General features: G+C 57.2%; 21 protein-coding genes. 17 read left to right on the forward strand and 4 right to left on the reverse strand.

All coding sequences use genetic code 11. The features are described from left to right. From VGM18_13455 to VGM18_13480, 6 genes are all read left to right on the forward strand, one after another. Window positions 1-529 (forward strand): DNA-directed RNA polymerase subunit beta' (locus VGM18_13455; protein HEY3974007.1); only part of this gene is annotated, 529 nt, incomplete at its 5' end. Between the two features lie 178 nt (window positions 530-707). Then, window positions 708-1,577, forward strand: coding sequence for a YihY/virulence factor BrkB family protein (locus VGM18_13460; GenBank protein HEY3974008.1), 870 nt, complete (start codon window positions 708-710; stop codon window positions 1,575-1,577). Window positions 1,578-1,992: 415 nt separating this feature from the next. Beyond that, complete coding sequence (gene pyk, locus VGM18_13465; GenBank protein HEY3974009.1) at window positions 1,993-3,558, forward strand: pyruvate kinase; 1,566 nt, start codon at window positions 1,993-1,995, stop codon at window positions 3,556-3,558. A gap of 70 nt (window positions 3,559-3,628) precedes the next feature. Beyond that, a complete protein-coding gene (locus tag VGM18_13470; protein HEY3974010.1) occupies window positions 3,629-3,931 on the forward strand; it encodes an antibiotic biosynthesis monooxygenase in 303 nt (100 codons plus the stop codon). A gap of 84 nt (window positions 3,932-4,015) precedes the next feature. Then, the gene (locus VGM18_13475) at window positions 4,016-4,264 is read left to right on the forward strand and encodes a hypothetical protein (protein ID HEY3974011.1); all 249 of its coding nucleotides are present in this window, start codon (window positions 4,016-4,018) and stop codon (window positions 4,262-4,264) included. A 212-nt stretch (window positions 4,265-4,476) separates the two neighbouring features. Next, window positions 4,477-5,160 carry an alpha/beta fold hydrolase gene (locus VGM18_13480; GenBank protein ID HEY3974012.1) on the forward strand — a complete coding sequence of 228 codons (684 nt, stop codon included), beginning with the start codon at window positions 4,477-4,479 and terminating at the stop codon, window positions 5,158-5,160. 246 nt (window positions 5,161-5,406) lie between these two features. Here the strand turns inward: VGM18_13480 and VGM18_13485 are convergent, their stop codons facing one another. Beyond that, window positions 5,407-6,258, reverse strand: coding sequence for a rhomboid family intramembrane serine protease (locus tag VGM18_13485; protein HEY3974013.1), 852 nt, complete (start codon window positions 6,256-6,258; stop codon window positions 5,407-5,409). Between the two features lie 294 nt (window positions 6,259-6,552). On the opposite strand from VGM18_13485, the gene VGM18_13490 reads away from it, so the two are divergent. The 11 genes from VGM18_13490 (at window position 6,553) to VGM18_13540 (ending at window position 15,292) form a co-directional block, all read left to right on the forward strand. Further along, a complete protein-coding gene (locus tag VGM18_13490; GenBank protein HEY3974014.1) occupies window positions 6,553-6,753 on the forward strand; it encodes a hypothetical protein in 201 nt (66 codons plus the stop codon). Next, window positions 6,743-7,186, forward strand: coding sequence for a hypothetical protein (locus tag VGM18_13495; GenBank protein HEY3974015.1), 444 nt, complete (start codon window positions 6,743-6,745; stop codon window positions 7,184-7,186). Before VGM18_13490 ends, VGM18_13495 begins: the two co-directional genes overlap by 11 nt. Before the next feature lie 87 nt (window positions 7,187-7,273). Beyond that, entirely contained in the window at window positions 7,274-7,645 is a 372-nt protein-coding gene (locus tag VGM18_13500) for a carboxypeptidase-like regulatory domain-containing protein (protein HEY3974016.1), read from the forward strand. A 132-nt stretch (window positions 7,646-7,777) separates the two neighbouring features. Further along, complete coding sequence (locus tag VGM18_13505) at window positions 7,778-8,317, forward strand: hypothetical protein (protein HEY3974017.1); 540 nt, start codon at window positions 7,778-7,780, stop codon at window positions 8,315-8,317. A gap of 181 nt (window positions 8,318-8,498) precedes the next feature. Beyond that, window positions 8,499-9,056, forward strand: a complete 558-nt coding sequence (locus VGM18_13510) for a hypothetical protein (protein HEY3974018.1) — start codon at window positions 8,499-8,501, stop codon at window positions 9,054-9,056. After that, the gene (locus tag VGM18_13515; GenBank protein HEY3974019.1) at window positions 9,053-9,232 is read left to right on the forward strand and encodes a hypothetical protein; all 180 of its coding nucleotides are present in this window, start codon (window positions 9,053-9,055) and stop codon (window positions 9,230-9,232) included. The genes VGM18_13510 and VGM18_13515 overlap by 4 nt, the downstream gene beginning before the upstream one ends. 69 nt (window positions 9,233-9,301) lie before the next feature. Continuing rightward, complete coding sequence (locus VGM18_13520; protein ID HEY3974020.1) at window positions 9,302-9,502, forward strand: hypothetical protein; 201 nt, start codon at window positions 9,302-9,304, stop codon at window positions 9,500-9,502. A gap of 273 nt (window positions 9,503-9,775) precedes the next feature. Then, window positions 9,776-12,412 (forward strand): ATP-dependent chaperone ClpB, encoded by a 2,637-nt coding sequence (gene clpB / locus VGM18_13525; protein HEY3974021.1) that lies wholly within the window; start codon window positions 9,776-9,778, stop codon window positions 12,410-12,412. Between the two features lie 633 nt (window positions 12,413-13,045). Then, complete coding sequence (locus VGM18_13530; GenBank protein HEY3974022.1) at window positions 13,046-13,807, forward strand: DUF1080 domain-containing protein; 762 nt, start codon at window positions 13,046-13,048, stop codon at window positions 13,805-13,807. Window positions 13,808-13,910: 103 nt separating this feature from the next. After that, entirely contained in the window at window positions 13,911-14,750 is an 840-nt protein-coding gene (locus VGM18_13535; protein ID HEY3974023.1) for an MBL fold metallo-hydrolase, read from the forward strand. Window positions 14,751-14,899: 149 nt separating this feature from the next. Further along, complete coding sequence (locus VGM18_13540; protein ID HEY3974024.1) at window positions 14,900-15,292, forward strand: hypothetical protein; 393 nt, start codon at window positions 14,900-14,902, stop codon at window positions 15,290-15,292. A gap of 67 nt (window positions 15,293-15,359) precedes the next feature. On the opposite strand, the gene dusB is transcribed toward VGM18_13540, so the two are convergent. The 3 genes from dusB to VGM18_13555 form a co-directional block, all read right to left on the reverse strand. Next, window positions 15,360-16,469 (reverse strand): tRNA dihydrouridine synthase DusB, encoded by a 1,110-nt coding sequence (dusB, locus tag VGM18_13545; protein ID HEY3974025.1) that lies wholly within the window; start codon window positions 16,467-16,469, stop codon window positions 15,360-15,362. Between the two features lie 195 nt (window positions 16,470-16,664). Further along, window positions 16,665-16,883 (reverse strand): 50S ribosomal protein L31, encoded by a 219-nt coding sequence (rpmE, locus tag VGM18_13550; protein HEY3974026.1) that lies wholly within the window; start codon window positions 16,881-16,883, stop codon window positions 16,665-16,667. A 169-nt stretch (window positions 16,884-17,052) separates the two neighbouring features. Next, window positions 17,053-19,419: a DUF5916 domain-containing protein gene (locus VGM18_13555; protein HEY3974027.1), complete on the reverse strand. Its 2,367-nt coding sequence runs from the start codon at window positions 19,417-19,419 to the stop codon at window positions 17,053-17,055. Window positions 19,420-19,956: the final 537 nt, after the last annotated feature.

The following is a 19,956-nucleotide window of genomic DNA, read 5'->3' on the forward strand; positions in this document are numbered from 1 at the left end:
GCAGGGCGTCAACATTTCGGACAAGCACATTGAAGTGATCGTCCGCCAGATGATGCGCTGGGTAAAGGTCGAAGACGTGGGCGATACCACGTTCCTGCTCGAGGAACAGGTGGACAAGTTCCGCTTCCGCGAGGAGAACGATCGCGTGATCCGTGAAGGTGGCAAGCCGGCAACCGGCAGGCCGTTGCTGCTCGGAATCACCAAGGCTTCGCTTGCGACCGATTCGTTTATCTCGGCGGCGTCGTTCCAGGAGACCACGCGAGTGCTCACCGAAGCCTCAATTCAGGGCAAGGTGGACCACCTGCGCGGCTTGAAGGAAAACGTCATCGTTGGACGGCTCATTCCCGCTGGCACCGGCATGGAGTACTACCGCAACGTGCGCCTCTCGCCAGAAATGGAAGAGGCCGCAGCCAAGGTACAGGCGGAAGTTTCGGCGGCCTACGAGGAAGCCGAACGCGCTCTCGAAATGATGCGTCACGAGGGCGAAACCGACGACCTGCCCGCGGAACTACCTTCCGCGGCCGAATAGTCAAACTGAAGCAGGCCTTGGGGGCGAATTTACTTCGCCCCCAAACTTGCTTTAGGAGTGGTTTTAATACTTACTACGAATGCACGCCAGTCCTCAGCGATTGCCGGGTATTAAAGAAGAACCCCACCAACTTGCCTCTTTGCGCCCAGTGCCTCCCGGCCCTAAGCTAGGAGCAAGCATGCTGCGCTTCTTCCGCCTTCTCAGGCTCGCCTTCTGGCGCGCCTTTGTCCACGACGCCTTTGCCACCGCGAAGGCCTCAGCGTATTCCTCCATCCTCACGTTCTTCCCCGTCCTGCTGATCATCGGATCAAGCCTGGCCAACTGGCGCAAAGGCGCACCCTATTTGCGGGAAATCTCCTACGCCCTTGGCAGCATCCTCCCGGCGGGCACCAACACCGCGCTCAGCTACATGAAGGGAGCGGCACAGCATTCGGCGGGCTTGCTCACCACGACTTCCGTAGTCACATTGTGGACGGCATCCGGCGTCATGATCTCCTGGATGGATGGTTTCCGCCGCTGCTACGAGCTGCCGAAAACCTGGGGCCTGGTGCAGGAACGGCTGATCGCATTCCTGCTCGTCGTCTTCGCGCTGGTTCCCATGACTTTCGCGACGATTCTTATTGCGGTTGGCAGCAAGTTTGAAACTCGCCTTCTCTCCTACATCGATCCTGATTTCAGCATTTACGTGCTCCTGCTCTGGGGTGGGATCCGGTGGCTGGTCGCCACTCTGACGAGCATCGCGGTGATTGCGTTGATCTATCATCACGCGGTCCCGCGCACGCAGCCCTGGCACAGCGTTATCCCAGGCGCCATGCTCGCGACCATCTTGTGGTTCTCCGTCACCGTTGGATTTCGCGCCTACCTCCAAAGTTTCGGCGACTTCGCCACCATCTACGGTTCGCTCGGCGCGGCCATGGCGCTGCTGGTGTGGATGTATCTGATTTCCCTGGTTGTTCTGGTGGGCGCGGAGTTCAATGCCTTGCTATTCCCTAGAGCCATGCTGGGAAAAGAACTCACGGCGATCAACGGCCCCAAAGCCACCAACTAAAGCGACGAATGAACGCATGACGATGGATCTCGAACACATGAGTGCCGAAGAATTCGTTGAGCACGGAATGAGTCGCATACTGCAACTGGTAAACGATGCCACAGAGGGAAGGATTAGACTTCTCCTGGCGGTTCGCCAGATCGTGCCGGTCCTCCACGGGTCGCAGAGCCTCGAGAAGAGAATTAGCCCGGAGGACTTTAGATTTTTGATCGGTGTTCGCAGCGAGTGCGACGAACTGCCTCTGGGCGACGAGCGGCAATACTGGGCCCCGGAATCCCTGCGAGAAAAAGATTTGCTGGCTGATAAGTACGAAGCGCAGATCGGGGATCGTGTGCGCTCAACATTTGCTCGCATTTCCACCTGCCTCCTGCAAACACATGTCCCACGCTCTCGATTCCCTCAGTAGGATGAGCCATTGAAAAAACAGATCCTTAGAGAGTCCGCAGGCGAAGTAACTTCTTCGGTAGGCGGGCCGCCGCCCTCCCGCCGCGCCAAAATCATCTGCACTATCGGCCCCGCCTGCAACTCCGAAGCCGCCATGCGCGATCTGCTCCGCCTCGGAATGGATGTCGCGCGCCTGAATTTTTCTCACGGCACTCATAACGATCACGCCCAAAACATCCAGCGCCTGCGCCGCGCCGCCGAACGTGAAGGACGCACTGTTTGCATCCTGCAAGATCTGCAAGGCCCGAAGATCCGCACCGGGATCCTGGAACGTCACGAGCCTGTCTTACTGAAAACCGGCTCGGTCGTCACCATTACACCGCAGGATGTACCGGGCAGCGCGACGCGCATCTGCACTACGTTCCCCGACCTTGCGCGAGAACTCATCGCAGGCGCGCGCATCCTGCTGAGTGATGGCTTGATCGAACTCCGCGTGCGCGGTGTCCGCGGGGACGATGTGTTGTGCGACGTCATCAATGGCGGAATGCTGGGCGAACATAAGGGAATCAACCTTCCCGGCGTTGCGCTGTCGATTCCTGCGCTTACCGAAAAAGACCGCAAGGATCTCGAATTCGGCCTGCATCACGGAGTCGACGCCGTCGCGCTCTCTTTCGTGCGCACTGCGGCCGACGTCAGCATGGGGAAACAAATTATCGCCTCGCACCAGAGCGATATTCCCGTCATCGCCAAGCTCGAAAAGCCGCAAGCCATCGATCATCTGGAAGAAATTCTCGAAGCTGCCGACGGAGTCATGGTCGCCCGCGGCGATCTCGGCGTTGAGATGGCGCCGGAAAAAGTTCCGGTCATTCAAAAGCACGTAATTCGCCGCGCCGCGGCGTGGCGCAAGCCCGTGATCACCGCGACCCAGATGCTCGAATCCATGATAGAAAACCCGCGACCTACACGCGCCGAAGCCAGCGACGTAGCCAACGCAATTTTCGACGGCAGCGACGCCGTCATGCTCTCCGCCGAAACCGCCAGCGGCCAGTATCCCCGCGAATCGGTTGCGATTATGTCGCGCATCGCGATCGAAGCCGAGTGCAATATGGCGGACTTCCTACAGTTCCGCCGGCGCCGCGAGCACAGCGGACTCTCGGTCGCCGAAACCATCTGCGAGTCGATCGCCCACTCCGCCGAAGACCTCCCCATGGGCGCGATCGCAGTATTCACCGAGTCGGGCAACACCGTACGCATGATTTCGAAGTATCGCCCCAAAGTCGCGATCTATGGCTTTACTCACAGCCTCCCCGTGGTGCAGCGCATGAATCTGTATTGGGGAGTGCATCCGGTGCGCTGCCGCCAGGCCTATTCCGCGGAGCAGATGGTGACTATGGCCGAGCAGGACCTGGTCCGGCGCGGTGTGCTGAAACCCGGAGACGTTCTGGGAGTGGTCGCCGGCACGCGCCAGTCGTCGGGCTCAACCAATCTTATGCGCCTGCACGTGGTCACTGACGAAGAGGCCGAGAGTATCGCTCATCCGCAGAAGCATGCCAAAAAAGCTCCGAAGAAGGCGCACCCGAGGAAGAAAAAAACCTGAATCTTGGGTGCCCGGACTTCTCGCCGATTTTGCGAGAAGTGGGAATTGTCGCCAGCTATAATTCCCACGTATGCCGCAGGAAATACTCTCGGTGGCGATCTGGGAGCCGGCTCCTGACATGGAAGCCGCGTCGTTGGCCACGCTTCGCGAGCTCAGCTCCATCCTGACCGCGAAAGGCTACGGACGCGACCAGCTCTATCGTGACCACGAATCGCATTATGTTCTAGTCCGCCACTGGACCTCGGAAGCCGCCCGCCAATCCGCACTGGAAGACCCTGATATGCTCCGCTGCTGGGCAAGACTGGGCAATGAAATCCAAATTGTGAAAGTGTACGAGACCCTTACCGAAGTATCGTTGGATACGGCGAAGTAGCCACCGCTAAGGGGATCGGTTGTGACTGCAATCGCCTGTTAACATCAACGAATCGTTACGTCGTATACTGGGCGGGGTGCTGAAATGAAAATTGTGGCCTTGAGGATTCAGCCAATCGCCAAAATCGTGGCCGCAATTTATGCAATATTCGGGGCCTCATTTTGGATTACGTACTGTCTTAGTAAAGCTCAGTATCTCACTTTGCCGGTCGGTCTAGTCGCGCCGATGGTCGATTTCAGTTTCAATTTCCATTTCCACCGCACTACTGACGTGATGTACAACGTGCTCCTCTTCTTGGGCACCGTTGCCGCTTATGCGCTAACGGGATGGTGACGGCGATGACACTGGTCATATGCTTTAACCTAGCAGCACGGATGCTTGGTGGCATCGACGCAGACTTTATCTCTTTCCGTGACAATCAACCCCCCGAAAGGACTTTGGGCCAATGAGGCGATAGCCCGTGTGAGCCAACCGGCGAAAATATCGCCATTTCACTCACTCGCCATCAGGCAGGGCCGAATCCCATGAGGGTTTAAAATAACGTTTTGCCTCAGTCCCTTATTCGCGCGTTCGTTGACAGCTCAGCTGATCCCAAAGTACAGGGCTACCTGCACTCGCCCGACGTATCGAACGGCAACGGCCTCGTCCTCACCCACGGTGCCGGCTCGAACGCGCAAGCCCCGCTGCTGATCGCGCTCGCCGAGATTTTTTGCGCCGCGGGATTCACCGTGCTGCGCTGCGATCTTCCTTACCGCCAGTCGCGATCCTTCGGCCCGCCCGGACCCAGCGACGCAGCGCGCGACCGCGCCGGGCTGAAGAATGCCGTCCTCGCTCTCAACAAAATCGTCACGGGCTCAATCTTTCTCGGCGGTCATTCCTACGGTGGACGTCAGTCCAGCATGCTTTGCGCCGAGCTCTCAAAGGAAGACCTCGAGTTGGTGGCAGGATTGCTGCTGTGCTCCTATCCGCTGCACCCGCCCGGAAAGCCACAACAGCAGCGCACCCAGCATCTTCCGGAGCTGCGCACGCCCACGCTTTTCGTCTCGGGCACACGCGATCCCTTCGGCTCCATCGCAGAATTAGAACAGGCAATCAAGATGATTCCGGCCAAGACGAAACTGCTACCAGTAGAGAACGCCGGTCACGACCTGGGATTTAAAGGTAAGACAAAACAAGAAGAATTGCCCAAGCGGATATTCTCCGAGTTCACCGCCTTCTTCCCACGCTGAAGGAAACCAATGTCATCCTGAACAGCGGCCGCGAGCGGAAGCCGCGGCGCTGTGAGGGACCTTACGACGGCCTGCGGTTTCGGTGCGTTTCAAAGAACTCGCGGGTGACGGCATTGCGGGAATCCTCGCTGCGTCCTTTTCTATCGATTCGGTCGTAAGGTCCTTCGGCCTGCGCTTCGCGCACGCCTCAGGATGACAAGTATGCGAGGGCGTGAATAGTTCGTCGAACGCGGAAGCGATCGAGCATCAGTTCACCCACCCCGACTTGCCCCCGCCATTGCCTTTTCGGACGTCGTCATCGGGAGGAATGTAATTTCCGTGCTCGTCGAAGTGGACCTGGCGGTTCTCGGTCTTCTGCATATACACTTCAAACTTTTTCGCCGCGCGCCGCCTCTTCCAGCGGTAGTAGGAATTGCGCAGGCCGTAGTAACGCTCCGCGAACCTGACATTCGCCATCGCCGGTTTCGGCCCACGCCGCACGTAAAGCCAGCCGAAGAGCAATCCGCCGAGGTGCGCGACATAAGCCACATTGCCGCCCCCGGCCATCGCGAAAGCCAGCGTTACTACGATCAGGATCCCCACAAAATATTTCGCTTTGATGAGGAAAGGAAACGGGATCATCATGATTTCCTGATCCCCAAACAGCATGCCGAATGCGATCAGAATCGCGAAGACGCCACCCGAGGCGCCCACCGTGGGCGTCCCTGGATTTCCCCCAAGCACGTGCGCGTAGGAAAAACCAATTGTCGTTATCGCCGCTCCGACGACGCCGAAAAAATAAAGCTCCACGAACCGCCGCGTGCCCCATGCTCCTTCGAACGCTGAACCGAACATCCACAGGCCGAGCATGTTTCCGAACCAGTGCATGAATTCGAAGTGGATAAAGCTATAGGTCACCAGTTGCCAGATCCAACCGTGTCCGACAACCTGAAGCGGAATCAGAGAAAGATAAACAATGGCAAAGCCCCGAGCCGGCAGTCCCATCAGTTCCAACAGATATCGCAGCAGGAAAATGCCCGTGTTAATTCCCAGCAGCCACGTCACCGCTTTGGTGAACGGGGGCAGACTCAAAGTCATCGGTTCGCCGGTTCGCCGCACGAATATACCTTCTCTCTATCTCCCAACCAATTCTACTTGGATGCCTCATTCCGTGGCGCGGCTTCTGCGCAAGAAGTGGGGATTTCCCCGAGGCTCCTCACCGCTCTGGCGCGATGCGTAGGATTCCGCCGAAATGGAGCATGGCTTGATGGTTTCCGTCCAGACAAATCCCACACCCAGAAGGCGATTCCCGATTCCTTGAAAAATCTCCCGTCCCCGGCTTCTCCCCCTTGACCGAACGACCGGGGAGACTCTAAATATTAACAGGAGGCTCTAATCGGCGAGGGAGGCTTTATGGTTCTATGTCCCGAATGCGAAACCAATCTTGATATCGAAGAGGACGATGTGGACGAAGGGGAAGTGATTTCATGTCCCGAGTGTGGCACCGACTTTGAAGTGATCACTGCCAGTCCGCTGGAGTTGAAAGCTGTAGAAGCAGGCTACGTAGAAGAAGAGGAAGAAGAGGTCGAGGAGAGCGAAGACGGTGAATTCTAGCTCCACGGGCTGGTTCGAAAACACGCACATCAAAAAAACGTTCGCGAAACGGTCCGCCATCGCTTTCTCTCTGCTCGCACTACTCTTGCCGAGCCTTAGCCCCGAGACTACTCTGCTCGCTGCCTCAAAGCCCAAAAGCAAACCCTATGCTCTGATCGCGGGCACGGTCTGGGGGCCTGACGATCATCCCGTTTACGGCGTCCCGGTGAAAATCCGCCGCGCCAAAGATAAGAAGCCCAAGTGGCAACTTTACTCCGACCACATGGGTGAATTCGCCCAGCGCGTTCCCGCCGGCGAGTCCGATTACATCCTCTCGGCCGATCTGAAAGGTCTCAAGACTGTCGAGGGCAAGCCGCTTCGCCTGGTCCAGGAAGTTACCGTCCACATCTACAACGACGAACGCGAAGACACCGGATTGCATCTAACTTTTTAATGCTGGTCTGCTAATGTCGATGTGCTCATGGTCTGGGCCGTTAGGCGCATGCTCCCCGGGCGCATGCCGTGAGACAATAGCTCCAGCATGAATCGCGAACGCTTCGTCCTGAACTTTTTGGTTATTGCCTGCACGTTGATACTGGCTTTGCCGGCCATCTCTGGTGCGCCACCGGACAAGAAGGACAAGGCTGTCGGGCGCTTGCTGTTCGGAAAAGTGCTCGATTCGCAGGATAACCCTCTTCCCGATGCCATCGTTTACGTGACCAACACGCGTACTCGTTCGGTAAAGACTTACATCGTGGGCGCCGACGGCACGTACCGATTTCCGGCCCTCTCCACTGCCGTCGACTACGAGGTTTACGCGCAGTACAAAGGCAAAAAGAGCGATGCCAAATCGGTCAGCCAGTTCGACGATCGTCCCCAAGTGTACCTCGATCTTAAGGTCAATCTTAAGTAGCGATCCCGGTTTTTCCCGCAACTTTTCGTCCCTGCGGTGTTGAATATAGGTAGGGATATCTGTCTGGAGGAAATCGTGAACCGATCGCATTTGTTTTGCAAGGCCACTCGTGCCCCTAAGTCTGTAATTGCTGTGCTGGCCGGCCTGACGCTTTTTGCCGCTTCCGCTTTGGCTCAAAATGGCGCCATGAGCCCTTATCAGGGTGAAAATGACGGCGTGAGCGCCGGCGGCAATTGGATGGAGTTCAAATCGGAAGACAAGATGACGGGCGCCAAGAAAGTCCGCTTCGAATTGCTTTCGAACAACTACCTCAAGGAAGATCCCGACTACAAACCACGTGTGGAAATGATCTGTACCGACGGCAAGTACTCCTACGCCGATTTCAACCCCGGCGCCCGTCTTGGACGCCCCGACTATCCTGGCTTCTGGGGCCAGCCAAAAATGGAAGTCCGGGTCCGCATCGACGGATACCATGAAAATAAGGGCTGGAACTGGGTTCGCGGCCGTTTCCTCTCCATGGATAAGGGCACAATCCGTGGCGCAATCGGCGCCCAGGTATTCAATGTGGAAATTAAAACCCGGACCGGTTACGCGATCGCAGAGTTCTCGCCCGCAGGCCTCAATCTGGATGAAGTGAAGCACGCCTGCGACCTGACCCCGCACAAGCCCTGAGCCACTGTCCAGATCGCACAGTTCATGTGGAATGAGGGTCGCCGTCCCCCGAGAGTCTGCCTTGAGCAAAGTCGAAGGGCGAAGCCGAGCGCCAGTATTCCAGACGGCCCCGCTTCGCCTCCGCTCCACCGCTTAGGCCGCTTTATACCCTTCCGAACTTGTTTCATATTCATTCGGCTGCTTGGCAGTTTTCTCAGAATTGGCGGACAATGAGTTGGTGAAGGAAACTCTGGAAGCGATCAACCGGATGCAGGCGGATGACATTATCGGAAGATATGCCATCGGAGGAGCTGTGGGAGCGACGTTTTATCTAGAGCCCGCCGCTACGGTTGACTTAGATATTTTCGTCACGCTCCCGACGGCGTCCGGCGGATTGCTGCTCAGCTTGGCTCCGATCTACGACTACCTCAAGTCGCACGGCGGCAAGGTTGAAGATGAATACATCGTGATCGGCGGCTGGCCAGTTCAGTTTCTTCCGCCTAGCAGCCAGTTGGAACAGGAAGCTATCGCAGAGGCTGTTAGGACGGAAGTCGAGGGCGTCCCTACTTGGGTGATGTCTGCCGAACACCTGATTGCCATCGCTCTGCGGACTGGCCGATCGAAGGATCACAACCGAATTCTGCAGTTCGTCGAACAGGGCGCAGTTAATCGAGAAGCACTGCACAGCATTCTTGAATGCTACGGGCTGAATTCGAAGTGGAGCCAGTTTGAACGCAAATATTTGGACGGGACAAAATGAGTAAACCGAAGATGCGCGCCCGGATGGCCGCGCTCAGCTTCACCGAGAAGATAAAGATTCTCGAAAAGCTCCGTGACCGCAGCTTAGCGATTGCTGCCAGCGGACTAAGGCGCCAGGTAGAGATGGACGCCAGCACGAAAGATTCTTTCCGGAAAGAGCCGCCTGCAAATGATTAAGCTCTACAAAGACGGCCGCTACTTGGGAAGCATGGAGCGCCGCCAGCGAAGTCACGATTCATAGACAGCGTGGGCGAGAATGGCGAGACGCGCCACATTCCGATACGAAGCGGAGAAAATTCAAACAGCATCATTGAACGTGAAGCGAAAAAACCCAAAGCGGAAGGGTATTGGAAAGTCCCGGCCAGCAAGCTGCAGGGACTTGTCATCCAATATCCGATCGATGGAATGGGAGACGTTAACGATCTCGACAAAACGCGTCAAAGTTGAAGGACTCATGAACGAGTGCCTGGGTTGGAAGGGGCTCGGACATTGCGATGGTGGAGATATCGGGAGTGGAACGATGAACATCTTCTGCTTCGTCGTCGATGCGAAGACTGCGGCGTCGCACGTAGTGGAGGAACTAAAGGCGAATGGAGTCATCAAAGGCGCCCTTTGTTGCGATCGGCGAGAAAACAAATGTTGTTTGGCCTGATGATTTCAAAGGAACGTTTTCGATTTGACACGCATCAGAAATCTAGCCGGCTATGATCGGGAGGTAAGATGCCAATCCGATGGGACAAATTCACCGTCAAAGCGCAGGAAGCCGTACAGCGCGCCAGCCAGCTAGCCTCCGAGCATGGCAATCCCGAGCTCCGCCCGATTCATCTGCTTGCAGCTTTGCTCGAAGACAAAGAAGGCATCGTTCCGCCGGTGCTCGAAAAAATCGGCATTGGCCCGCAAGCCGTGCTCAGCGAGGTTTATCGCGAACTCGACAAACTCCCCAAAGTTTCCGGCGAAGCGGCGCAAGCGACATTCTCCACCGAAGTCAACAAGCTGCTCGAGCAGGCCTTCAAAGAAGCGGCCAACTTTAAAGACGAATATGTTTCCACCGAGCATCTCCTGCTGGCCATCACGCACCTCAAGCGTGACATCGCGCAGCAGATTCTCGCCCAGCACGGCGCTACCTACGACGCGATCCTGAAAGCGCTGACCGTCGTCCGCGGCTCGCAGAAAGTTACCGACCAGAATCCCGAAGCCAAATATCAGGCATTGGAACGCTATGCCCGCGACCTGACCGAGCAGGCTCGCCGCGGCAAGCTCGACCCTGTCATCGGACGCGACGAAGAAATCCGCCGCGTCGTCCAGGTGCTCTCGCGCCGTACGAAAAATAATCCCGTGCTCATCGGCGAGCCCGGTGTCGGCAAGACCGCCATTGTCGAGGGCCTCGCCCAGAGAATCATCTCCGGCGACGTGCCCGAAGTCCTCAAGAACAAGCGCGTGGTCGCGCTCGATCTGGGCGCGATGCTCGCGGGCGCGAAATATCGCGGAGAATTTGAAGACCGGCTCAAAGCGGTGCTCAAGGAAATTGAAGACTCGCAAGGCCAGATCGTTCTCTTCATCGACGAACTGCATACGCTGGTGGGTGCGGGCGCATCTGAAGGAGCCATCGACGCCTCCAACATGCTCAAGCCGGCGCTGGCTCGCGGCGAACTGCGCGCCATCGGTGCTACCACGCTCAACGAATACCGCAAGTACATCGAAAAAGACGCAGCCCTCGAACGCCGCTTTCAGATCGTCTTCGTCGGCGAGCCTAACGTCGAAGACACCATCTCGATTCTTCGTGGCCTGAAAGAAAAATACGAAGTGCATCACGGCGTCCGCATCAAAGACTCCGCCATCGTCGCCGCGGCTACGCTCTCTCACCGCTACATCACCGACCGCTTCCTGCCCGACAAGGCCATCGACTTGATCGACGAAGCGGCCTCCTCGCTGCGCATCCAGATCGACTCGCTGCCTACCGAGATCGATCAACTCGATCGCAAGGCCACGCAGCTCGAAATCGAAAAGCAGGCGCTGAAGAAAGAAGACGACGTATATTCCCGCGAACGGCTGGCGATCATCGAAAAGGAACTCGCCGAAATTCGCGAGAAATCCAATACGCTGAAGGCGAACTGGAAAAAAGAAAAAGATCTCATCGCCCGCGTTCGCGCCCTGAAAGAGCAAATTGAAAAGCTAAGAGTTGAAGAACAATCCGAGCTGCGCAAGGGCAATAACGAGCGCGTCGCCGAAGTTCGTTTTGGCCTGATCCCGCAGGCCGAGCAGGAGCTCGCCCGGCTCAGCAAACAAATGGAAAGCCAGGGCGGCCAGCGCATGCTCAAGGAAGAAGTCGACGAAGAGGATGTCGCCCGCATCGTCTCCAAATGGACCGGCATCCCCGTTTCGAAAATGCTCGAAGGCGAAGTAAAAAAGCTGGTCACCATGGAAGATCGCCTGCGCCAGCGCGTGGTCGGTCAGGACGCGGCTCTGGAGCGCGTAGCCAACGCAATACGCCGTTCCCGCGCGGGACTGAGCGATCCCAAACGCCCTATCGGCTCCTTCATCTTTCTAGGGCCCACCGGCGTGGGCAAAACCGAACTCGCCCGCGCGCTCGCCGAATTTCTGTTCGACGACGAGCGCGCTCTCCTTCGCATCGACATGTCCGAATACATGGAGAAGCACTCGGTCGCCCGACTGATCGGCGCACCTCCCGGCTACGTCGGCTACGAAGAAGGCGGACAACTCACCGAACAGGTCCGTCGCCGTCCCTATGCGGTCGTGTTGTTCGACGAAATCGAAAAGGCGCATCCCGACGTCTTCAACATCCTGTTGCAAATCATGGACGATGGCCGCCTGACCGACGGCAAAGGTCGCGTCGTCGATTTCAAGAACACAATTCTGATCATGACCTCGAACATCGGCTCGGCTTTCCTGCAAGGCGAAGGCGAGCGCTCAGAGCAGCAATTCGAAGATGCCTCGAAGCAAGTTTTGCAGGCTCTGCACGCGAGCTTCAGGCCGGAGTTCCTGAACCGCGTCGACGACATCATCGTCTTCCGTCCGCTCGGCAAGGAACAACTGGTGCACATCATCGAATTGCGCCTCGAAGACGTCCGCCGCCTGCTCGCCGATCGCAAGATTTCGCTCGAGCTAACCGACGCCGCGAAAGACTTGCTCTTCACGCAAGGCTACGATCCCAACTTCGGAGCTCGCCCTTTGAAGCGCGCGATTCAAAAACTGGTGCAGGATCCTCTGGCCATGAAGATCCTCGACGGCGAAGTCCTGCACGGCGACCACATCGTGGTCGACGCCGACAAAAGAATCGGCAAGATGAAATTCGAAGTCAGCAAGAGAGTAGGCGAGACCGCCGAAGCAAAGCGTTAAAGGGTGTGGGAGGTGGGGGTTTTGATTGTGTGGGCCCGGGTCTCAGACCCGGACAGGTCGAGCAAAGCTCGACGGCCTATTTGCCTCCGAATCGGTCCGTCACCGCAGGTGCATGAGGAACGGCCGACGGAGCCACTCTCTTTGAAGCGAAGGCCTCAATTATAGATGGAGCCATCAGATAGCACGCCGCGACTGCTCGCAGCACAATCTCCAGGCAAACAGCCAGCGTTCGCCAGCCGAAGTGTACTTTGCTCAATACGAGCATTGGGAGCGCCCAAGCCATCCCAACGGCTAGCAGAAGCGACGCGGAAAAGCGCGCCCAATCGCGAAGCCGAAAAAGCCCCCACCCGATTAAGGCCCAGAGGATTCCGATCGCAAGGGTCAGGTAAGGACTCGCGACCCTCAACCCGTATGCATAAGGCACGACCGTGAGCACTGCAAACCCTCCGGGCGCAATCAGCCTCATAACGCCGAACGAACAGAAATAGACTCCGGACAAGAAGCACAAACTCCCGATTGCCGTAACGCCCAGAGGCCGCTGCATGACGAACAGATTATTCAGAAGACTGAGGAAACAGTAAAGCTTAAACGGCACATCGGCGTATTATTGGTGCGCACTCACGAGGCTCGCCCATGAACCGAAGATTTCTGCTGATTTCGCTCGCTCTGCTTTCACTCACTCATCTCTGCGCAGCCCAGGCTACGATGAAATGGAAAATCCACGACCCCAACCGCCCGCTCCCGCCCGTCATCGATCCGGGAACCGCTAGTACTCAAGAAACACCCGGTCGCCCTCCTTCCGATGCCGTCGTCCTTTTCGACGGCAAAGATCTGTCGCACTGGGTCGACGCCGACGGCAAGCCCGCGAAATGGAAGGTCGAGAACGGCTACATGGAAGTCGTCGCCAAGACCGGAAACATTTCCTCGCGCGAGGCTTTCGGCGATTGCCAGTTCCACGTCGAATTCGCCGAGCCCACACCGCCTGAGGGAGAAAGCCAGGAACGCGGCAACAGCGGAGTCTTCCTGATGAGCCAGTTCGAAATCCAGGTGCTCGATTCGTATGAGAATAAAACTTACGCCGACGGTCAGGCCTCGGCAGTCTACGGACAGTATCCGCCGTTAGTAAACGCGTCGCGTCCACCGGGGCAGTGGCAGACCTACGACATCATCTTTCACCGCCAGCATTTCAAAGACGGCAAACTCTCCCGCCCCGCGCGCGTCACCGTTCTGCACAACGGAGTTCTCGTGCAGGACAACGTGGAACTCACCGGCCCCACCGCCCACGGCGAGCGCCCTCCCTACAAATCGGGCCCCGACAAACTGCCGATACAACTGCAAGATCACGGCCATTCCGTGCGCTATCGCAACCTCTGGATTCGCGAACTGAAGGAATAAACAAAAACTTAACCACAGAGGTGACAGGGCAACAGAGGAATCCTCTGTGAGACTCTATGTCCTCTGTGGTTAAGCCTTTAGGTTTTTGTGGCAAACTGATCTCATGCATCAGCTCACGCTCGGCGACTTCGAACTCAGCATATTTTCCGACGGCACTTATCCGCTCGACGGCGGCGCATTCTTCGGCGTGGTGCCCAAAATCATGTGGACGCGCAAACTCGCCTCCGACGACAAGAATTACGTCACTGCCGGATTGAACTCGCTCCTCATCCGCACCGGCAAACAAACCGTGCTGGTGGAAACCGGCATGGGCAACAAGCTCTCGGCCCGCATGGCCAAGTTTTACGGCCAGCCGGCGCAGCTGCTGACAAATCTCGCAGCCGGCGGGATCGCCCCCGAAGACATCGACATCGTCATCAACTCGCACCTGCACTTCGATCATTGCGGATGGAACACTGTCCGCGACTCGAACGGAAAGTTCGTCGCCACGTTCCCGCGCGCGCAATATTACGCGCCCGCAGGCGAATGGCAATACGCGCGCCATCCCAGCGAACGCGACGCCATTAGCTATATCTCCGAAAACTACGACCCGCTGGTCGAAAGCGGCCAGATGAAGTTGCTGCAAGGCGGAGAAGAAATCGTCCCCGGCGTTTCTGTCAAAACTTTCCCCGGCCACACGGCCCACATGCAAGCCGTGATTGTGCAGAGCCAGGGACGAACCGCCTGCTACATCTCCGATCTCATGCCCACTACTGCGCACATCGACCTGACCTGGGGCATGAGCTTCGACCTTTACCCTCTACAAACGATCGAGAGCAAAAAGCAATACTACGCGCAGGCGATCCCGGAGAAGTGGCTTACTGTCTTCACCCACGATGCCACTACCCCGTGGGCGTACGTCGAAAAAGACGACCTCGGCAAAATGGTTGCCAGAAAAGTCTGACCGGCTCGTACCAATTCCCGCGGCTCGACGGCTCAATTCATTTTCCGGCAACGCTATCTTGGCCATTCGCATCTGGAATAGGTCAGCTGATTCCGCGACCGCGGCGCAGATGCGCCGGCAACGAAAAATAATCTCTGCGAGGTTCAACAATGAAACGATTGCCAATCATTGGCGCGATTTGTGCCGCCTTCCTGTTTGCAGGAATTCTGCCCGTCTTTGCCCAGGACGAACATCGGGATGATCGACGCGACGAGAAAGAAGCACGGCAGGAAGAAAGGCACGACGAACATGCCCGTCGAATTTCAGACGAACATTTTCGGCAGCGCTTTGGCCGCGAACACCACTTTGCAGTTCGTCACGTCGAAGTGGTCGAGGGCAGGCCGCGCTTCAATTACGGCGGTTACCACTTTGAAATTGCGCAGCCTTGGCCAGGCGGATGGGCTTACAGCGACGACTGCTACATCGACTATGTCGACGGCGGATACTATCTGTTCAATCTGCGGCACCCGGGAGTGCGAGTTGCCGTCACCGTGCTGCCCTAAGCTTGTTTCACGAATGTGTTGGACGACAAATGTTCGACAACAATGCGCGACTCAGCGCGGGTTGCTCTCAACCTTCACGGGCGAGAGTACCCGCGCAACATAATTTTCCTTCGAAGAATTCTTCGACGCGCGCCAGGATCTCGGGCGCATTCTTCGATTCATAAATAGCCTTGCGCAATCCCGCCCCGCCCGGCACCCCGTGCGTGAACCACGACGCAAACTGCTTCATCTTCCCCACCGCGTCGGGCAACTCCTCTTCAATCAGCATCGAAAAATACGTACGGATCATCTGGTAACGATCGGCTTCGGAGGGCTGATCGTACATCTTCGTGCAGGCCGGCAAGTTCGTGGAGCCCCGGATGCCCCCATCCGGGGTGGCCGCACGCGATGCGTTCCCCGGCTCTTCGGAGCGGACGAGGGCGTCCGCCCTTCCATAAGTACTCCCTATCCCGGCACAGTACTGCTCGATCTGCCGAAAGATCCACGGATTCGACGGCGCACTTCGCCCAATCATCACCGCGTCACAGCCCGTCTGTGTCACCATCGCCCCGGCATCTTCGGGCGTTCGGATGTCGCCATTCCCGATCACGGGAATCTTCACCGCATCTTTGACGGCGGCAATCCACTCCCAGCGCGCGTTGCCGCTGTAGCCCATTTCGCGCGTGCGGGCATGTAGCGCCACCGCCGCCAGCCCGCAATCTTCCGCGATCCGCGCCAGTTCGACGCAGACAATTTCCTCGTCATTCCATCCGGCGCGGAATTTCACGGTAAAGGGAATCTTCACCGCAGCCTGCACCGCTTCGAAGATCCTGCCAATCGCCGGTAGGTCTCGAAGCAGCCCCGAGCCTCCGTTGCACTTCACAACTTTCTTCGCCGGACATCCCAGGTTCAAATCGACCAGATCGAAGCCCAGCCCCTCGACCATGCGCGCGGCTTCGGCCATCACATACGGATCGCTGCCAAAAAGCTGCGCCGAGATCGGATGCTCGTCTTCGTAAAAATGAAGATAGCGCTTGGCCTTCTGGTCTTTCTTGCGCAGCACACCATCGGCCGAGGTGAACTCGGTCATAATCAGCCCGCATCCGCCCAGGTTGCGGATGAACCGGCGGAACACGGTGTCGGTAACGCCGGCCATCGGCGCGAGGACGGTAGCTGGCGCAATCGTGACACCCCCGATCGAAACCTCTGCGGGAACGAGCTTCTGTAGTGCGGTCTGGCGGACAAAAGTGTGCGCCTCACACGAACCCGAGTTGTCCCAAAACTTCTTCACGGATCTAATTCTAACCTGCCCATGCAAAACAAAGCCCCTGCCAAAGCAGGGGCTGAATTTCTTTGATCCGCAAGAATCCGTGCAAATCCGTGGCGAAGGGGTTTAGCTTTTCGCCGGAGTTGCCTTCGCGTACTTGCGGCGGAACCGCTCCACGCGTCCGGCCGTGTCCATCAGCTTCGACTTGCCCGTGAAGAAGGGATGGCAGTTCGAGCAGATTTCCACGCCGATATCGCCCTTATGCGTCGACCGCGTCATAAATGTGTTGCCGCATGCGCAATGCACGCGCACTTCGTTGTAAGCGGGATGAATGGCTGCTTTCATGTTGATTCCAACCTCGATTCAGACCATTAGATTCTACCGGATTGCGCTTGGATTCAGCAAACAAAAGCTCTCAGCCATCAGCTCTCAGCGAAACCCCTTTCGTTCTAGCTGAGAGCTGAAAGCTGACAGCTTTCTCGTTTTAGCTGAGAGCTGATAGCTGACAGCTTTCTTAGAATCGAAACAAATAGCTCGCCTTCACGAAAAACTGTTTACTGTCGTTGAGGTAGCCAGTCCCGCGAGGAAACACGCCTATTCCCGGTTGTACATCCAGGTTTTGCAGGTCACTGTTATAGCCAATATAGATCGCAGTCCCCGGATGCACTAGATATGTAATTAAAAAGTCGGCATTGAGCTCCTTCTGAGTGGGCAAATAGGTATACGGCGATCCCAAGGCCGGCGCCCCAGCCAGCAGCCCGTTGTATTGCAGAATCACGCGCACGGAAAGTTGTGGAGTGAACTGCCAGTTCACTTTGCTGCGCAAAATGTGGTCATTGAAGATTCCCCGCCCGGCGCCAGGAAATTGCGACTGGCTGAACAGGTAGGTAGCATTGTTCGCTCGCAGCCGTTCGAATAAATAGCTGTTCTCAATTTTCAGCGGCTTCATCGGACGAAATATCAGCGAAGCCGAGGCCGTGTCTTGCCGCGCCAGGAAGGGGTGATTGTAGGGCGTCGGAATCGCCGGGGGCACATTCGGTGACGCCTCAAAATTCGTACCATCTCCCCAGTAGTAGTTGGCCGCCAGCGTCGCTTTCTTGAAATAGCCGGTTTGTACCGTGGCACCGCTGAGGTGCTCGTGGTAGTCCTGATTCGCCGTGTTTGCTGGACAAAGCAAACTGAAGCCCAAGAAGCAGAAATCCTGCGGGCGCAGCCGCTCCCGCGTTTCTTCGTACGGGGTCACATAGATAAACGTCTGCCCCCGCCCTTGAACCGACAGATATGGAGCGTAGTCGGTGTCGAGGCGCAGGCCGGTATGGTCAAAATCGTAACGAACGTTCAGGGATGGCCCCCAACTCAAAACCCACCCTCGTTTCGGGCGGAAGCGGTAACGAGCCTCCTGCTTCGTTTCCCGAATGTCGACGCGATTCACGAATCCCGGAATCGTCACGAATCCCGTAGTGATGTCGTTGTACGTTCCTTCGTAGGCGAAGTGCAGACCCTCGCGCCGCAGTTGCAGTGTCTGCGCCGGTCCCGCGTAATAGTTGCCATGGCCCGCATTTCCCGAACTAAAGGGATAAAGGTTGGCTTCGCAGTTCAAGCTCAGCCTGCTCGAACTAACCACCGCCTGACCCTCCAGCGTCCAATTGGGATTCAGCTTCAAGTGCGTGTCGACGCCGCCGACGCGATTGAACTCGCCGGTCGTCGGACATTCCCAGTCGGTATAGATCGCGCCCACGCTGGACTGCCCGAAGATATCGCGGCTTACCCGTGCCACCGCGAAATATGAACGCATGCCGGAGAATGTGCTGAAGTCGGGCACGGCGAGCCCCGGACTGCGATCGTCTGCCGCGATCAGCCCAACCGAATACGGCCCGTCTTTCCCCGTGAGGCGAATTCCCGCGGAAGGATCGCCGATGCTGCGTGTAAAAAACAAGTCCATCGGTGTGCGAAAAAAATCTTCATTCTCCAAAAAGAACGGCCGCTTTTCCGGAAAATACACCGCGTAGCGCTGGTTCACTGTGATCTGCGGATCTTCCGACTCGACCTGGCTGAAGTCCGGGTTCGCGGTCGCATCCACCACAAAGTGATCATGGATCACGAACTTCGCGTCCATCCCCGGCTGGCCCTGCACTTCGGCATTTTGAAAGTAGGGATTCGCAGGATCGCGCGTGTCGAGCGCCCGGTATCCGCGCAGCAGCCCGTAAGGGATCAGTTCAATGCTGTGTCCAGGCGAAATTCCCTCCAGCCCATACAGCGTCGCGGCCTGCCCCAGGCGACCCTGCTGCCGCCTCGAAATCTGCGGCCAGAACGAATCCTCATTCCTGCGCCGGATTCCGCGATACAGAATGATTCCCCACACCTGCTCGTTCGTTGGCGGAAAGCGCAGGCTCTTGAACGGAATCGACATCTCCACCACATACCCGCGGCTGGTTGTCTTGCCGCGCGAGGTCCACACCGTATCGAATGAAGTATCGAAATTTCCGTTGACTTCGGCCCGCGCCGCCTCCGTCCAGATCGCGTCCCACTGCACGCCCAGCGGCGTCGTCTGAAAGGCGTAGGCGCGGCGCCGGTCGTGGAACGTATCGAGCATGATTTCCACCTGATCGTCGTCATAAATGTCTTCTCGCGGAGACATGCGCGCCCGCACTCGCCGGGGGTCGTCGAAGCACACGAACACCACATACAAATTCTTCTGGTCATAGCCCAGATAAGCGTTAGTGGGCTCGGAAACCCGTTCGCCATCGTGCGGTGACCGCTGCGTGAACCCCGTGGCCTTCGCCATACTTTCGGCGATTTCCCCCTGCGGCTGCATGCTGAGGAAGTCCTCAAGGGCCGGAGCATGCGTCAGCCGCGGTATGGTCAACGCGAGAGACGCCACTGGCGTTGCATGTAATAAGTTCGGCTGCACCGATGCCGAGGGAACCGCCTGCACGTTATTTTGTAAGGCAGGATTTTGATTTTGTAAGGCCGGATTTTGCGAGGCCACACTTTGCGCTCGACTTGGCAAAGCTCCGCAGAAAGCTGCTGTCGCCGAAATCAGCAACCATGCCGCCGCTCGCAGAGCTTTTAGCCGCATCGTGAGTATCAGATCCAGTCCCCGCTCGATCTGGAAACACTTTTGCCTCTGCTTCCAATCTTTTTTCTACCCTGCTCCTCACCCTGACCGGGCCGGAATCGAGCAAGATACACCATGGGGGCGCAGACAAAACAAGAAAATGATGTTTGTGAGGTTTGCCGAACAGGATACCACGGGCTTAATCCCGCGACCGGGGGTGATTTTGTGAGCCGCAGGTATGTCTTGCACCCTTTAGTTCTCGAAAAGGAAGCGAGGCAATTGAGATTGCCTGATAATGGACATTAGCGTTCCGGTCTTCAACTCCGAATGATTAGGAACCGGAACCGTGATGGTCGTCCC

It is taken from the genome of Candidatus Sulfotelmatobacter sp. (assembly GCA_036500765.1).
Lineage (GTDB): Bacteria > Acidobacteriota > Terriglobia > Terriglobales > Acidobacteriaceae > Sulfotelmatobacter.

What these genes read in the sequence shown, in the direction of transcription:
- VGM18_13470 (HEY3974010.1), top strand. Translation starts at nt 3,629, where the DNA reads ATGCCGCAGGAAATACTCTCGGTGGCGATCTGGGAGCCGGCTCCTGAC.
- VGM18_13515 (HEY3974019.1), top strand. Translation starts at nt 9,053, where the DNA reads ATGAGTAAACCGAAGATGCGCGCCCGGATGGCCGCGCTCAGCTTCACC.
- VGM18_13540 (HEY3974024.1), top strand. Translation starts at nt 14,900, where the DNA reads ATGAAACGATTGCCAATCATTGGCGCGATTTGTGCCGCCTTCCTGTTT.
- rpmE (HEY3974026.1), bottom strand. Translation starts at nt 16,883, where the DNA reads ATGAAAGCAGCCATTCATCCCGCTTACAACGAAGTGCGCGTGCATTGC.
- clpB (HEY3974021.1), top strand. Translation starts at nt 9,776, where the DNA reads ATGCCAATCCGATGGGACAAATTCACCGTCAAAGCGCAGGAAGCCGTA.
- VGM18_13460 (HEY3974008.1), top strand. Translation starts at nt 708, where the DNA reads ATGCTGCGCTTCTTCCGCCTTCTCAGGCTCGCCTTCTGGCGCGCCTTT.
- VGM18_13530 (HEY3974022.1), top strand. Translation starts at nt 13,046, where the DNA reads ATGAACCGAAGATTTCTGCTGATTTCGCTCGCTCTGCTTTCACTCACT.
- VGM18_13475 (HEY3974011.1), top strand. Translation starts at nt 4,016, where the DNA reads ATGAAAATTGTGGCCTTGAGGATTCAGCCAATCGCCAAAATCGTGGCC.
- VGM18_13535 (HEY3974023.1), top strand. Translation starts at nt 13,911, where the DNA reads ATGCATCAGCTCACGCTCGGCGACTTCGAACTCAGCATATTTTCCGAC.
- VGM18_13500 (HEY3974016.1), top strand. Translation starts at nt 7,274, where the DNA reads ATGAATCGCGAACGCTTCGTCCTGAACTTTTTGGTTATTGCCTGCACG.
- VGM18_13490 (HEY3974014.1), top strand. Translation starts at nt 6,553, where the DNA reads ATGGTTCTATGTCCCGAATGCGAAACCAATCTTGATATCGAAGAGGAC.